This is a genomic window from Rothia sp. HMSC066G07, assembly GCF_001814485.1.
GTDB lineage: Bacteria > Actinomycetota > Actinomycetes > Actinomycetales > Micrococcaceae > Rothia.
The window spans coordinates 134,835-149,979 of sequence record NZ_KV816920.1 but is presented as its reverse complement, the minus strand read 5'-3'; the positions used below and the strand labels follow the sequence as shown (position 1 = coordinate 149,979).

The window sequence follows — 15,145 nt, the reverse complement described above, 5'->3', positions numbered from 1 at the left end:
GGCGGCTTTCCGGTCAGTGGAAAGCCGCCGCCTCGCTGTTATCGCTTTGAGAGCACGTATTGCCTGTTTTAGGACAGCATCGTGAGGGTGCCGAGCAGACCCAGCAGGCTCAGACCCGAGATGATGTACGCCAGAATGTTGAAGGTCGTCATCTTCGAGGTGTACTTGGTGGTGTGACCGGCGTTCACCTTCGCCGAGTAGATGGCAAGCCAGATAGACACGCCTACCGGGATTAGGCCCACGAGCAGCAGAGCAATCACCATGATGTTGGGGCTCAGACCGGAGCTATAAGCAGAGGAGCTGTAACCGCCGGAGCTGGTCCTTGCCTCAGCGTGGAGTGCCGCGACCTGAACCCACGCGTAGAGGGTCAATGCCAGGGCGCCCAGGGAGGCACCGAACGCGCCGATGGAGTAGAAGTAGCCGGGGCCGCGGAAGTCGCTGGTGGTCTCGCCGTAGGGGCGGCGGTGCTCAGCCGGTACCCGGTAGATGTCCGGGATGCGCTGGTAGCTGTCGTCGCGGTCGCGCACGTTAGCGGGTGCCATGCCCAGGGCGGGTGCGGGTGCTGCGCCGAGGGGAGCGCCGGGTGCGACGCCTGCAGGTACCGGCTGCGGGGAGTTTGCGTTGTTCTGCTCCGGGAAGGAGGGGGCGGGAATCTGGTTTTCCATGGTGTGTCCTTGAGTGGTCGTCATAGCGGCTGTGTAGCTACCGCGTCGTAGCGGTGGCGTCCCTATGACCGGCTATTCTGTGGCTCGTTTGGTGGCTCTGTGGTTGCTCTCGAATGTTGCCGGTGAGATTGAATGAACAATCAACGCCGAACAACGATATTTACCCTTCGATACTACGCCATAGGGTGCGTTTTCGTCTTCTCTGATGACGTTCTCATTACAATGCGGTCACCTGAGCACCCACGAGCACGCCGGCACACCCCAGAACAGACCGACAATTGGGCATAAAAATACCCGGCAGGTGACGCCGTGGGGCGTCCTGCCGGGTGGTAGAAACCTACCGCGGTTCTTCCTCTGGATTGGAACCGATAATCACCGCCGCACCCCATACGGGATAGCGGACGGCTGGGAGATTGTGGAGCCAAAGGAGAAGCAATCGAACTCGACGGCTTCCCCTCGTCGTCTCCGTTCAGCGCCTCGTAAGGCACCTCGCGATTCTCTTCTGAGTACCACGATATGAATACGAGCCTGTCCTCATACAGATAGATTTTATCTACGAAGTACTCGAATAGCCTCCTGCGCGTCTCTGGATTTTCAAAGTCCGCGTTTGCGAACTTCATGAAATACACCTTGATGCTGTGCTTGTCCTCAAAAAGCGGTAGTAGGCGATAGCTAGGTTGTTGTCGTTCTGGACAAATTCAGTCTTTCCACCTATACATTCACCTCCTCAGCTGAGCTTTAGCGGTCAATGAACGCCAGATACTGCTCATACTTCTTGAGCATCATGTTCTTCGTATACTGCTCCATGTACTTGTAATCAGGCATGCCAGCATCAGTAACTGGAAGCATAATCTCAAGTCGTTTCATACGACCTAGTGTCGCCCCGTTGCCACCCCAGTTAAACTTAGCTGTCATCTGACTTCGTAGCAAAGGAACGATAAATTGAGCTAAGTATTGATTCAGCCTCTTCCCTGAAATGATTTGTATGTTCTGTCCAGTCACAAAATCATGTGGCTGCCAAAATGCTGTCTGCGTATCAAGACCGACAGTGATGCATCCCGCATCATCATAGCCATATGACAGATTATCTGAGCTTACAAAACGCGCAATTCCATTACTGTTGTCTGTACGCGTGACATAAGGCAAAGTCTTAGTCTGACCGTCTTTCAAGCGGATGCCATCAATACTGCTACTTGTCGTAGCAATGTCCAGAATCCCATCATCGCCAAAAGCCTTAAATTTCTTCCACTCCTTCTCATCAAGAGCCGGAATATCCTTGTGCTCCAACTGGGAGAGCTGCCCAGCAATGAAATTCTTATACCGCATGAGCATCCCCCCCCTCACTTCAGTGGAGTAAAGCGTCATGTAGGCATAGTCAGGATTGCCCTTGTCATCGACAGGAAGCATGACCTTATCCCCGCGAAGATGCTGCAGATTGCGTTTATAACCGTGGCTGTATTTGTCTTCTATCATGTCCTGGGCAGCAACGAAAAATAGACCATTTTCGCGATTGAGCCAATCGGCATACCCATAGATAACATTTACAGTTGAGGCAAATGGTTCATGCTTATAAATCGCATAACCTGCTGAGCCATCACCATCTTTAATAAATCCAATACAATTTCCAGCTTGAACCTTTTTCTTTAAATCTTCAGATGGTTCTAAATAGTACAAGACACCATTATTGCGATTTGTAGCTGCAATATAATTTACTCCACCATTTGATACTTTCTCGAACTGATTTGCTCGAGAAATTTTTCCAGGCTTTACTGTCTCGAAAATGTCGATGATTTTAATCGGCTTCCATTCCTTCTCAGTTAGTCTTTTCATCATCAGCACCTTCCTCAAACAAATACTCGCGGTTCTGCATGACCATGGAGAACTCGAACGTCAGATAGTCGCCGATAGACTTCTCGAAGTCGGCATCGGTCGGAATCTCGTCGTTAAAGTAGTAAAAGCTGTGCAGCCACTCGTCATCCGGTTCAACCGTTGATTCGACGCAGAACTTCGACGGTGCCTCAACGCGCCCGAACCAAACGTCCAGCAGATGCTGGCGCTTGTCCTTAGCAGAGTTGCCCTCAACGAGTCCTACGTGCGCACTAACCTCGTAGCCATCATCACGGAAGTCGATGAACTTGCAGACCCTGTCCTTCGGATGCGGCTCATGCGCCGTAAACACGGCGATGACCGGGTTCGTGCCCACACCGTAGAACGTGTCCGTATTGCAAGTGATAACACCCTCAAGTGTGTGATGTTTCATGATGGCGTCTTTGAACGCCTGCTCGGCCTTTGACTTACCAGTCATGGATGACTGAGGAACGATGACAGCCGCACGCGCTCCTTCCGTCAGAGAATCCAGCATACGCTTGATAAACGACAGCTCGTACTGGCTCGGGTCTGCTTTCGTACCCTGCGAGTACGGAGGGTTCATTAGCCCGACCGTCGCGCCCTTCATCTGCACCTGTGCCGGGATCTTGCCCAGAAAGTCACTGCACTCAAGGTTGCTATTGCCGTCACGGCGCAGAATCATATTCGCAGCAGCAACCGCGAACATGTTGCTCTGAAGTTCGAAGCCGTGAAGCTGCTTTTTCTTGATGCTCTTTCTCTGCTGGTCGCTGTCGGCCATGGAAAGCATCTTGTGCATCGCGGAAATCAGGAATCCTGCCGTGCCGCACGTCGGGTCGAGTACCACGTCGTCAGGCTGGATGTCCACCAAATCACACATCAAATCCGTGATGTGATGAGGCGTCAGGATGATGCCCAGCGTCTGTCCGTCGCCGCCAGAATAGCTCATGAACTCACCATAGAAGCGCCCGATGAAGTCCTCGGAAGTCTTCTGGTACTTGATGTTCTTGAACACGTGCTCATACAGGAACTCCGTGTAGAACTTGAGCGGCGTCTTGCCGAGCGTCTTGCCCTGCGTCTTGCCGTGTTTCTTGCTCAGCGTCTCGTTGATTTCGTTCAACCTAAAGCTGGTCTGCAAGATGTCAAACTCTGCAAGGAGCTTGTCCTTCTTCGCGTCAGGCCCCACGTTGGAGCGTGTCAGGCGCGTCCTGATGGCGTTCATCAGCTTGTCACCGTCGCGGTTGCCCGCAATTTGGTCGCCCGTCAGAGAGGCAATACTGAACCCGCCGTACTCGATTTCATCCAGCGCCAGCAGGATACCAGCGACGACCAGCGGCTTATCCTGGTCTTTCAGTGTGCCGTATGTACGCAGATACTCGTGAAGATTAGCAGCGTCCTTAAGAATCTGCTCCGTTGTCTTTTCAACATCAGTAGCCTCTTCCAGAACGTATCTCGTGTAGTACTCGTTGATGTTTCCCGGTGAGAACCAGACGAACGATTCAATATCCGGCAACTGCTTGTAACCCTCACGGTCATCGACCCAAAGCGGCGTAATCTTGCGGTGCTTCTCATCACCCGACACACCAACAGCAAACACCTTCTTGAAGTTGCTATTCTGGGCAATATGCTTCCCGTAGAAGTAAGCGCCGTTGACCGCATAGCCGGTCACTGACTTGACTTCCGTATCAATCACGCCCTTATCAGTCAGATTGATGTGCTTGTCAAGCGCTGCCTTATCCTCGATAACCAGCACAAAATCACCGATGACGGCGACGTACTCAGGATATCCTGCTTTACCAGTTCCTCGCTTCGACGCCGTCTTAAGGGCGTCGTTAATCTCCTTCGTATTGCTACCCTGAGCATCAAATTTGATGTCACATTCATCAAGCTGCTTTGCGACCCACAGGTCAATCTCAACTTCTTTCTTTGCCATTACTCCTCGGCTTCCTCTCCATTTTCCTCAATCCATTCATGCAGCATCGCTGAGATGGATTTCTCCCTCTTGGCTGCAATAATTTTCAATCTCTTCTTATCCTCCACCGTCATGGAAAGCGTCAGCTTCGTTCGCCTGACGCTTCCTGACGTCTTCTTTTCGCCTTTCTTGTCCATATCATACCCTCCTATGATACGTATTCACGTAACTACGTATCAGCGTGCAACAATCTACCAGATAAATCAACCTTTTACGTGCCTCAAAGACCGTCTAAAGACGGTCAAGATTGCACTAGACAAAGGAGGATTCCATGGATTTCAACGATTACATCGAGACTTACGAAGACCTATCAAGGCAGGTTGGAGGGATGGTGCTCACCAACGACATTACAAGCCGTCCGTTAGAGCTGATAAACGGCGATTTGTACACCGAGATATTCCAGTGCTTCATCATCTCTGACCCTGATTTCTTGCTAAAGCACACTGATGAGGCGGTCTTCCATGACGAGGAGTTAGACCTGTACGTCTGGGGGATAGACCATTTCGGGACGGCATGGTCTGGTGTCCCAGTCCCTGAGCTTCACTAAGACGCAAATCTCATATCTGCGCAAGAACACACCCCGCAAAACCCCTATCGCACACAGACAGACCAACCCAAAAAGCTGAGTGAAAATCACACTCAGAGCAATGCCAAAGAGAGTAAAAAGCGTCTCAGAAAATGTCGCCACTCAGGCGCCAAGCACCCGAGATTTTGGCTTACATTTTCTCTCAGCGCCACTCACTTTTTTGGAAAAAATTGTGTTAAAACAGCGTGCAGCTAAGGGTTACCATGCAAAAATTGCATAACAAAAATCACCAATGCCCAAGCCATGCCCGACACTCTCCGCTCAGAAAAATCACCGACAAACTCAGCTCCAAGTCATATAAAAGTTTTAACTAATTACTAGGCTTCCAGCCATGCTCGGTGGAGGGTGAGGTACCCAGCCACCCTGCGTCACAAAACCAAAAAATTTGCCATCGCAGCACACTCTATCGGCTGGGCCTTGGCAGTCCTGATAAATAGAACCTTTCGACGCCAGCCCATACTTTTTGACGTTAGCTCAAACCTTTTGACGCCCAACCCACGAGCGCTCAGGCACGCCCCGAGCGTCCCCGAAAATTGGGCATAAAAATACCCGGCAGGTGACGCCGTGGGGCGTCCTGCCGGGTGGTAGAAACCTACCGCGGTTCTTCCTCTGGATTGGAACCGATAATCACCGCCGCACACCCGTGAAGGTGAGCGGGCGGTTGGGAGATCGTGGAGATGCGGGGAATCGAACCCCGGTCCGATGTGGCGTCAACGGGGCTTCTCCGTGCGCAGTTTATGCGAACGCTACTTTTCGGCTCCGGTACTTGCATAAACACATATACCGACGAACCTAGTTACGTAAAAGTCCCACTAACCCCCGCAACAAGGGCTAGCAGCAGTGGCCTTTTAAGTCGATGCCGGTAACTGAGCCAAAGGCATGCTCAGGCCGACAGACGGCAACTCGCGCTTAGGCAGCGAGTGCGAAGTCAGTGCGCTTAGATTCTGCACTTAATTTTTTGCAGAGGGCGTTAACGAGATAACCCTGCATCCTCGGCACGCTTCACCCATCTCAACTCACATCGTCGAAACCGATCATCCCCCTATGCTTTTATCAAAAAGCCCACCGTCTTCTGAAAGTTTTCCTCAACATACCTTGATGCCGCGGTGCCATTCAAACACGGTAGAGATTCAGTATATCGGAGGTGTTTAACGGTGTGCAAGTCCCCCACCCCGCACACACGACGCTCTCACTGACAGAGAACACAGCCGGCGGATACTTACAGAGAACACCTGCAGAGAACCCGGCGAGCGCTCCTCCACCGCACACACCCGGCTCAACGACGGGCACAGCAAACGGGGTGTGAGGCACCCCAGATATTCTGGGAGCCTCACCCCGTTCGTGTACCGTGCTAGGCGGTCAAACCTTAGTGGCGCGCAGAAACAGTCATGCGGTTGTTCGGGTTGTCACCAATCTGGCAGACCACGTTACCGTGACCGTCCTCGGTACCAACCTCAAGGCACTTCTGAGTGGTCTGATAGAAAGAAATGAATACGAAAAGCATGCAAATCGAAATCAGGACAGACACCGCACCGGTGATAATACCGGTCAGCGCGAATGCCTTACCTGCACCAGCTTCCTTGACCTTCTTCAGGGACAGCACACCCAGAATGATTGCGGCAATACCCAGCAGAGCGCCAAACACGAAGAAACCGGTCAGCACAGCCGCAATACCGAGAATCATCGCCGCCAGCGCCATGCCGGGAGCCTTCTTCGTCACGGGAGCCGCATACGGGTAACCTGCGGGCTGACCGTAACCGTAAGCATCCTGCTGAGGCTGCTGCTGGTAAGAGTTCTGCTGGTAGTTGTAGTCAGCGGGCTGCGCCTGGTAGGAGGCGTCCTGGCCGTAACCGTACTGATTCTGCTGAGCGGGCTGCGCCTGGTAGGAAGCGTCCTGACCGTAGCCGTACTGCTGCTGGCCGTAGGTGTTCTGAGCCGAAGCGCCCTGAGCAGCAACGCCCTGGGCAGAGGTACCCTGAGCAGCGTTCTGGCCGTAAGCATTCTGCGAAGAAGGCTGCGCACCGAACTGACCGTACTGGTTCTGCTGGGTCGAGTTCTGCGGAGTAGCGTTCTGCTGCTGTGCCTGGCCGTAGGTGTTCTGAGCGGATGCGCTCTGACCGTAATCCTGGCCGTAGGTGTTCTGTGCCGAAGGAGCCTGGCCGTAATCCTGACCGTACGAGCTCTGGGCGGAAGAATTAGGCTGCTGAGCAGCGTAGGGGTTCTGTGCGTTCCCCTGGTTGTTTCCGTAGTTATTCTCAGACATCCGTCGTTCTTTCCTTCACAGTTGCAGCGAACAATTTATACTCGCCCAACGCACCGTTGCGCGCTGAGTTCGGTTCCATTATATAAATAAGCCGTCATTGGGGTCATCTATGAAGTCCAAGATTCCAGAATCATCCCCCAGAATCCACCAATCGGGCAGAATCAGCGCAGAAAAAGAGCAAGGGACCGAATAGTTCAACACTATTCGGTCCCTCAACGCTTCAAAGACTCAACGCGATTTAACGGCGGTACACCTTGTACTCATCGGGGCTCATCGTCATGGTTTTACCCTCGATGGTGCACACGTAGTTGCCGTTCGAATCCTGCACGGCCTGCTCAGCGCAGTCGCCGAGCATGCTAAGGCCAATCATGCCCAGAACCAGCACGACAACAGCAACAATCATGCCCAGCGCACCGGTGACAATGCCACCAATCGCCATGCCCTTACCGGAAGCGGTACCGTTCTTCACCTTCACCAGCGCAACAATACCCAGCACGATACCCGCCAGGCCAAGAGAAAGTCCACTAAAGATAAAAATACCGGTCAGAACACCCAAAATACCGCAGACCAAGGAGGCGATAGCCAGCCCCGAGCCCGGTTTCGGCTGGTAGCCGGGGTAGCCGCCCTGCATGTTGTATGCGGGTGCCTGCTGCGGTGCGGGAATGAACTCGCCCGGGTTCTGCTGGTAGTTCGGGTTCTCAGACATATGTCTCCTCAAAGAATGAATGGTGCTCGCGGTACGCCACGAATTTTTAACCATTATACGTGAGGAACCGCGCCCCGCCCCTACCGGCAAGTTCCTAGAGCAACCGTGCACCCCGGCCGTTGCCTCAGCTTTAGCCGAGGTTGCGGTAACGCATCGCGCGGCGCGCCTCCAGGTCATCCTGACGCTCGCGCAAAGCCTGACGCTTATCGTACTCACGCTTACCGGTCGCCAAAGCAATCTCAACCTTCGCACGACCATTCGAGAAGTACAGCTTCAACGGAACCACCGTGTAACCGGTCTCCTTCAGCTTCTGCGCCAACTTATTAATCTCAGAACGATGCAGCAGCAGCTTACGGCGACGACGAGCCGCATGGTTCGTCCACGTACCGTAACCGTACTCCGCAATATGAATGCCCTCGAGCCACAACTCGTTATCGGTCACCTGACAGAAACCATCCACAATGGACGCCCCACCATCACGCAGAGACTTCACCTCAGTACCCAGCAGAACAATACCCGCCTCATAGGTATCCACAATGTTGTAGTTGTGGCGAGCCTTCTTATTCTGGGCAATAATCGCGTTATTCGGGTCCTTCTTCGCGTCTTTCTTCTTTTTCTGAGCCATTACTCAATCCTTCACGTCTTAGCTCTCTTCAGCCGCGCGCCCCGAAGCACGCCAGCGAATACCAGCATCAATAAAGGCGTTCAAACCGCCATCCAAAACATTAGAGGTATTACCCTCCTCATAGCCGGTACGCAGATCCTTCACCATCTGGTACGGATGCAGAACATAGGAGCGCATCTGATCACCCCAGCTTGCCTTAATATCACCGGCAAGCTCCTTCTTCTTCGCATCCTCCTGCTCCTTACGCAACAGCAACAGGCGAGACTGCAACACACGCAAAGCCGCCGCACGGTTCTGCAACTGCGACTTCTCATTCTGCATCGACACCACAATACCGGTCGGCAAGTGAGTCATACGCACCGCCGAATCCGTCGTATTCACCGACTGACCACCCGGGCCCGAGGAGCGGAACACATCCACCTTAATCTCAGACTCGGGAATCTCAATAGCATCCGTCTGCTCAATCAGAGGGATCACCTCAACCGCCGCGAACGAGGTCTGGCGGCGGCCCTGATTATCGAACGGCGAAATACGCACCAGGCGGTGAGTACCCGCCTCCACCGACAGGCGACCAAAAGCGTACGGTGCGTTCACCTCGAAGGTCACCGACTTCAGGCCCGCCTCCTCAGCGTAGGAGGTGTCCAGAACCTTCGTCGGGTAGCCGTTCTTCTCCGCCCAACGCAGGTACATGCGCAGCAGCATCTCCGCGAAATCAGCAGCATCCACGCCGCCGGCGCCCGAACGGATCGTCACCACAGCCTCACGCTGATCGTACTCACCCGACAGCAGCACCAGCACCTCAAGCTCTTCCAGCTTGGCGCGGATCTCACCGCACTCACGTTCAGCATCAGCGAGCAGCTCGGCGGCAGTCTCCTCATCCTCCGCTTCGGCAAGCTCCACCATCACCTCAACATCATCAATGCGAGAAGACAGCGAACGCAAACGGTTCAGCTCTGACTGCTTATACGACAGTGCGCTCGTGACCTTCTGCGCGTTCTCCACGTCATCCCACAAATCGGGTGCGGCAGCCTGCGCAGACAGGTCCTCAATGGCGCGCTCAATCCCCTCAATATCGCTCACAGCAGCAATAGAGTCGAAGATCGCGCGAAGCTCTTTAATCTCAGCAGAAAAGTCGAAGGATGCCATAGCTTTTAACACTATCGCGAAACTGCCAGAAAGTCCCGCCGTTACAGCCCGCAACAGCCCACAGCGCAGAAGGACAGAGTGGTTAGAGGGCAGAAGCCGCGCAACGAAGACATAAAAAGGCATAAAACGAGGGCGCATCCGCTAGCCGTTACACTACCTTGCGGATGCGCCCTCGCAGTCTATGGGGCTCACAACACACCAATAAGCGAGTGCGCCGTTACGCCCGTGCGCCGTTACGCCCGTGCGCCGTTGATGGACGCACTAATCGGTGGACGGGCCCTGGCTCGTCTTCAAACGCGACGAACCATGAGCGGTCACCTCAATACCATCAGGCACCAGAATCGACAGCAGCGGCGGACGAATACGAGCCGACAGGTACACGTGCACGCTCTGATCAGAATCCACGGACACATTCTCCAGACGCAACGCCTGAAAATCCTGCCCCGGCTGAACCTCAGCCAAGTACGCACTCGCATACTCCCACGCCGCCGAACCACTCGCCTCATCCGGAGTGCGCATCGTGCGGGTAATCGAGTTCGCCTGAGCGTCCGCCATATCCTGCAGATGCTGAGTCTGCAGATACGCACCCGTAATCGCCACTGTCACCGAACCGATGAGCAGAAGCAACGCCAACATGCCCACAATCAGCGGGGCAATACTGCCCTCTTCCGGGTCTGAGGCAAACGGGTCTGAGGCGAGCGCCCGGCTCTGCGCACGGGCACGAGCCTGTAGACGGGTACGACGGCATGCGTTAGCGTAGCGCTCCCGCACCGAGGAAAGCAGGCGAGCCGACGAACCATTAGGAATCAGCATGACCAGACCCCCAACTCGTCGCATGAGAACTCACCGGAATCACGCCGCCACCCATAAACGAAGGCAGCAGCGGCAGACGCGCCTGAACCGTCACCGTGGCGTACGCCTTCGTACCCGAGACGCACTCCCCCGACGAACAGCTCAACGACACGCTCACATCGGACGGGTCAACCCCGTAATCCGCTGCGGCGTGCACCGCCAGACGCTTAGCCAAATCCGGGCCCACCGACGAATCCTGCGGCTGCTCCTGCACATACAGCACCACCTGGGCGCTCGCCGCATGAGCCGCCATCACCGAAGACTGCAGGCTAAAAATCGTCAGAATGCCGTAGAGCACCGGGATGAGCAGAGTAATACCCAAACCCAGGAACTCCACAATGGCGCTACCCTCTTCAGGATTGTGCTGGTTAGAAAGAGGCCGGTCAGAGCGGCTCATCAGGCGTTCCTTCACCCGCTGCCGAAGCGAAAAGCCACTAATCACCGGAACGATGCTCCGCATAAATCGCATGCCCCTTCACCTCAATAGAATCCGGAAAACCCCACGGGCCCAGCACCGGTAACGGAGACTTCACCGTCACCTCCAAAGTGCGCACGCCCGTAGAATCACTACTCTGACGGTACGAAATATTCTCAGCATACGAAGACGGAAGAACCCCCTCAATCATCTGACGGGTACGCTCCATGCCCTCCTGCGGAGTGCGGTCACGCATCGTACCGTAACGTGCCCCAGCCGCCGCAGCATCCACCAACATGGTTCGTGCATACAGGGCGAAAGAAACCTGCAGAATCGCCATGGTCAGCAACACCAGCAGCGCACCGACCATGACGAATTCCGTGCTGGCGTCACCGCGCTCGCTATCCTCCACAGAATATTCCGCGGAGAATAGCTCAGCGGCAGTCAGCTCAGAAGCGATGCGGGGCTTACGCATTACTGGTGAACCAGAGCAATCGCGTCGTTGAACATCTTGGTCAGAGCGGGCTGAGCAATCGCCAGGATAGCGGCAACCAGCACGGCGCTCATCATGGTAATCATGACCCAGCCGGGCACGTCGCCGCGCTCGGGGTCATCCTGCTTGTTCTTCAGGCGCAGAGCCAGCACGGATGCGATAGCCAGGGCGATCAGCACGGTGAGGGTGGTGCGGAAACGACGGAACATGATTTTCTCCTTCTATCAAAGGGTGTAGTGTGTGGTTGGTGCGGCGCACCGGGCAATCAGCCCAGCCCACCGCGGCGCGGCCGGTACAGCGTGTACCCGCCGCAAAATCTAAAAGTTCAAACGCATGAGCGACAGGCCCGGGAAGACCGCAAAAATTACGGTCAGCGGCAGGATGAAAAACACCACCGGGGCAAGCATCGCAATCTCCTTCTTGCCGGCTGTTTCCATCAGCTCACGCTTAGCGTTATCGCGCACATCCTGAGCCTGCGCACGCAACACATCAGCCAGAGGGGTGCCGCGCTCAATCGCAACAGCAATACCCTCAACGAAGCGGCTCAGCGCCGGAACGCGAGTACGCTCCGCAAACTCCTGCAGCGCGCTCAGCAGAGAAACGCCGGTACGGGTCTGCGCCAAAATCTCCGAAAACTCGCGAGCCAACTCGCCGCGAGAAGTCAAACAGATACGCTCCAAAGCCGCCAGTGCTGACTCGCCCGCCGTCACCGACAGAGCCATCATCTCCGCCAGCGCCGGGAACTCAGCAACCAGCTGCTTTTCACGCTTAGTCACCGCCTCGCCCAGCCACCAGTCACGCGCCAGAAAGCCGCTCAAACCGCTCACCAGCACCAGAACAAGAGCCACCAGGATGGAGAAACGCTCCTGCACCACGCCGATGACAGTTAGGGCACTCATAACGGTCACACCGGCAAGAGCCCACAGCAGCTGCTCAGCACGAAACGCACTCACACTCTGCGAAGAGCCAGCACGGCGCAAACGCTCCTGCACCGAACTATCACTCAGCGACGAGCCGCTCAACGACGAAGACAGCGAACGCAGAAGCGGCGCACAGAACGCCGAAATCGCCTCCAACAGGCTTGGCTCGCGGCGCTCCTGCTCCTTCAAAAGCGACTCACGTAGAGTCTCACCGCGCAGCTGCGACGCCACACGATCAGAGAACGAAATACTGCGAGTATTCAGCACCGATGAGAGAATCAGACCCACGCCGGTCGCCAGCAGCAGACCAAAAATCAGAGGCAGATTCATCCGAAAACCCTCCGTTCACGCGGCAACTCACCAATACGCAGCATCAGACGGTACGCCGCCAAAGAAATAGCGGCACCGGCAATCATCAGCATCGCACCGGCAAACGAGTTATACACCATGCGCGCGGCAGGCTGAGTCGCCATCAGGCACAACACAAACCAGGGCGCCACGCAGGAAAGGCGAGCCGCATTCACAGTCCACGACTGACGCGCCAGAAGCTCCGAACGGGTACGCGCATTCTCACGCAGAAAATCACTCAGCGTACCCAGCAGCTTACCCAGGTCCGAACCACCCACCTCGCGGGCAATTTTCAACGCCTCAATAATGGTGTCCGCCACCGGGTCAGAGAGATACTCCTTCAAACGGTTCAGCGACGGCACGAACTCACCCGACGCACGGTAATCACGCGAGAAATGGGCAAAGGCATCACGCAACTCTTCCGGGCCGCGGTATGAAAGCTGAATCAGCGCCTCCGGCAGGGACAGGCCCGCACGAATCGCCGAACGCAGGTGGTCCACCGCATCCGGCCACAACTGCCAAATACGGGCATCCGCCGCGCGAGCACGATGATTCACGACCACACGAGGCGCCACAAAACCACCAATCAGGCCCAGCAGACCCAACGGTAGCAGCTGAGTGACCATCAGCAACAACACCGAGGCAGTCACGCCGCTGGCAACGCTCACCCACATGAACGTGCGAGGAGTCAGCGAATGCATACCCGCCTTACGCAACGCCACAACCAGCGCCGGGTCATTACTCGGCTTCGGCGGCTTGCCGTTATCAGGAAAGCAGGAAAGGTAAATCAGGCAGACGCCCAACCCCAAAATCAGGCTCAGAAACAGGGGCATTACTGACCCGCCTTCGCCGCAGCCAGCACCTGCTCGGGGCGGTGACCGGCACGAATCCAACGGTCCGGGTTCGGCAGCTCCAACGCCACGCACACCATCTGACCGTCACGGCGCACAAACAGCGGGGACATCTCAATCACGCCGTCCTCAACGCGGCCGCCCAGCATGCTGATCTCTTCGACCTGGCGCTGACCGCGCGAATCGCGGCCGCAATGCACCACAATGTCAAAGCAGGACGCCACGGTCGGCACCACGAACGCCGAGGAGATATTCTCGCCTGCCAGCAGCGGCAGGGTACAAATCTTGGTCACCGCGTCACGTGCCGAGTTCGCGTGAATCGTGCACATGCCAGGCAGACCCGCGTTGAGCGCAATGAGCATGTCCAGGGATTCCGCCTCGCGCACCTCACCAATGAGGATGCGGTCCGGGCGCATACGCAGAGCCTCCTTGACCAGGCGGCGCAACTCAATCGCGCCGGTGCCCTCAAGGTTCGGCTGGCGGCACTGCAGACCCACCACATCGCGGAGCGGAACCGCGAGCTCAAAGATTTCTTCGCACGTAATCACGCGCTCACGCGGCGGAATAGATGCCGACAGACAGTTCAGCATCGTAGTCTTACCCGCCTGAGTCGCACCCGAAACGAGGATGTTCATGCCGCTCTCCACTGCCGCATGCAGCAGGGACGCCGCGCCAGCACTCAGCGAGTTCATGCGCACCAGATCGGGCAGGCGGCGGGCACGCACCACGAACTTACGGATGTTGATGCTCGTGTGCCTGCGGGTAATATCCGGAATCACCGCGTGCAAGCGGGATCCATCCGGCAGGGATGCATCAACAAACGGGGAGGAAAGATCCACACGGCGACCCGAAGGCTTGAGCATGCGCTCCAGCAGGCTATTGATCGCCTCGGCGCTCAGGTGCAGGCCGGTCAATTCGCTTTCGCCGTTGCGGGCGATAAAGATTTCGTCGGGCGAGTTGATCCAGATTTCTTCAACGCTCTCATCATCGAGGAACGGCTGGATCACGCCGAAGCCGCAGATTTCATCGTGCAGGCGCTGAATCACGGATTCGCGGTCGCCCAAATCGGGCAGGGAGATGCGGGTGCGGCGCTGTTCGTAATCGTTCAGGTGCTCGTCAATGAGCCCGCGAACGGCGCGCTGGTCCTCGTGCGGGTCCAGGCTGCGGTGGCGCATTGCCTCACGGATATTTTCCTCGAGCAGAGTTAGATGCTCCGCCCGGGTATCCAGTACGGTGTTCTCCATTGAAATGATCCGATGCTGTGTGGTGTGGTTGTGTGGAATACGGTGAAGCATTGATACATCAATGCCATCATCACCCTACCCTCAGTGCATCAAATTTATCAAAATGTAATAAAACGCCCCTTAATATTTACGAGTATAGTATTTGAGTATTTTTGATGCATGGAATCGCACATATCATTACCTAACGTGCATCAAAATTCAAAGTGCCTAGTCA

The 15,145-nt window shown here is 55.6% G+C and carries 16 protein-coding genes and 1 other RNA gene; 1 reads left to right on the top strand and 16 read right to left on the bottom strand.

Annotated elements, in window-relative coordinates:
- Positions 1-68 precede the first annotated feature (68 nt).
- The 4 genes from HMPREF2971_RS01560 to HMPREF2971_RS09290 all read right to left on the bottom strand — a co-directional run bounded on the left by HMPREF2971_RS01560 (position 69) and on the right by HMPREF2971_RS09290 (position 4,619).
- Complete coding sequence (locus tag HMPREF2971_RS01560) at positions 69-665, bottom strand: hypothetical protein (protein WP_070690829.1); 597 nt, start codon at positions 663-665, stop codon at positions 69-71.
- A gap of 738 nt (positions 666-1,403) precedes the next feature.
- Positions 1,404-2,498, bottom strand: coding sequence for a restriction endonuclease subunit S (locus HMPREF2971_RS01555; protein WP_210398867.1), 1,095 nt, complete (start codon positions 2,496-2,498; stop codon positions 1,404-1,406).
- Positions 2,479-4,443 (bottom strand): HsdM family class I SAM-dependent methyltransferase, encoded by a 1,965-nt coding sequence (locus HMPREF2971_RS01550; RefSeq protein WP_049342182.1) that lies wholly within the window; start codon positions 4,441-4,443, stop codon positions 2,479-2,481. The genes HMPREF2971_RS01555 and HMPREF2971_RS01550 overlap by 20 nt, the downstream gene beginning before the upstream one ends.
- Complete coding sequence (locus HMPREF2971_RS09290) at positions 4,443-4,619, bottom strand: hypothetical protein (protein WP_161799357.1); 177 nt, start codon at positions 4,617-4,619, stop codon at positions 4,443-4,445. The genes HMPREF2971_RS01550 and HMPREF2971_RS09290 overlap by 1 nt, the downstream gene beginning before the upstream one ends.
- 134 nt (positions 4,620-4,753) lie before the next feature.
- On the opposite strand from HMPREF2971_RS09290, the gene HMPREF2971_RS01545 reads away from it, so the two are divergent.
- Entirely contained in the window at positions 4,754-5,029 is a 276-nt protein-coding gene (locus tag HMPREF2971_RS01545; protein ID WP_049342183.1) for a hypothetical protein, read from the top strand.
- Positions 5,030-5,737: 708 nt separating this feature from the next.
- On the opposite strand, the gene ssrA is transcribed toward HMPREF2971_RS01545, so the two are convergent.
- From ssrA to HMPREF2971_RS01485, 12 genes are all read right to left on the bottom strand, one after another.
- Positions 5,738-6,110, bottom strand: a transfer-messenger RNA (tmRNA) gene (ssrA, locus tag HMPREF2971_RS01540).
- A 324-nt stretch (positions 6,111-6,434) separates the two neighbouring features.
- Entirely contained in the window at positions 6,435-7,331 is an 897-nt protein-coding gene (locus tag HMPREF2971_RS01535; RefSeq protein WP_070690826.1) for a DUF4190 domain-containing protein, read from the bottom strand.
- A 238-nt stretch (positions 7,332-7,569) separates the two neighbouring features.
- Positions 7,570-8,037 (bottom strand): DUF4190 domain-containing protein, encoded by a 468-nt coding sequence (locus tag HMPREF2971_RS01530; protein ID WP_060824559.1) that lies wholly within the window; start codon positions 8,035-8,037, stop codon positions 7,570-7,572.
- Positions 8,038-8,167: 130 nt separating this feature from the next.
- Positions 8,168-8,662 carry an SsrA-binding protein SmpB gene (gene smpB / locus HMPREF2971_RS01525; RefSeq protein WP_005508591.1) on the bottom strand — a complete coding sequence of 165 codons (495 nt, stop codon included), beginning with the start codon at positions 8,660-8,662 and terminating at the stop codon, positions 8,168-8,170.
- An 18-nt stretch (positions 8,663-8,680) separates the two neighbouring features.
- Positions 8,681-9,808: a peptide chain release factor 2 gene (gene prfB / locus HMPREF2971_RS01520; protein ID WP_049362115.1), complete on the bottom strand. Its 1,128-nt coding sequence runs from the start codon at positions 9,806-9,808 to the stop codon at positions 8,681-8,683.
- Positions 9,809-10,069: 261 nt separating this feature from the next.
- Positions 10,070-10,645: a pilus assembly protein TadG-related protein gene (locus HMPREF2971_RS01515; protein ID WP_083314068.1), complete on the bottom strand. Its 576-nt coding sequence runs from the start codon at positions 10,643-10,645 to the stop codon at positions 10,070-10,072.
- Positions 10,608-11,057: a pilus assembly protein TadE gene (locus HMPREF2971_RS01510; RefSeq protein ID WP_239663307.1), complete on the bottom strand. Its 450-nt coding sequence runs from the start codon at positions 11,055-11,057 to the stop codon at positions 10,608-10,610. Before HMPREF2971_RS01510 ends, HMPREF2971_RS01515 begins: the two co-directional genes overlap by 38 nt.
- Positions 11,058-11,094: 37 nt before the next feature.
- The gene (locus HMPREF2971_RS01505) at positions 11,095-11,550 is read right to left on the bottom strand and encodes a TadE family protein (protein WP_049345771.1); all 456 of its coding nucleotides are present in this window, start codon (positions 11,548-11,550) and stop codon (positions 11,095-11,097) included.
- The gene (locus HMPREF2971_RS01500; RefSeq protein WP_005505403.1) at positions 11,550-11,777 is read right to left on the bottom strand and encodes a hypothetical protein; all 228 of its coding nucleotides are present in this window, start codon (positions 11,775-11,777) and stop codon (positions 11,550-11,552) included. Before HMPREF2971_RS01500 ends, HMPREF2971_RS01505 begins: the two co-directional genes overlap by 1 nt.
- Before the next feature lie 108 nt (positions 11,778-11,885).
- Complete coding sequence (locus HMPREF2971_RS01495) at positions 11,886-12,818, bottom strand: type II secretion system F family protein (RefSeq protein ID WP_049345773.1); 933 nt, start codon at positions 12,816-12,818, stop codon at positions 11,886-11,888.
- Positions 12,815-13,669, bottom strand: coding sequence for a type II secretion system F family protein (locus HMPREF2971_RS01490; protein ID WP_049356545.1), 855 nt, complete (start codon positions 13,667-13,669; stop codon positions 12,815-12,817). The genes HMPREF2971_RS01495 and HMPREF2971_RS01490 overlap by 4 nt, the downstream gene beginning before the upstream one ends.
- Complete coding sequence (locus tag HMPREF2971_RS01485) at positions 13,669-14,931, bottom strand: TadA family conjugal transfer-associated ATPase (protein ID WP_070642731.1); 1,263 nt, start codon at positions 14,929-14,931, stop codon at positions 13,669-13,671. Before HMPREF2971_RS01485 ends, HMPREF2971_RS01490 begins: the two co-directional genes overlap by 1 nt.
- Positions 14,932-15,145 lie beyond the last annotated feature (214 nt).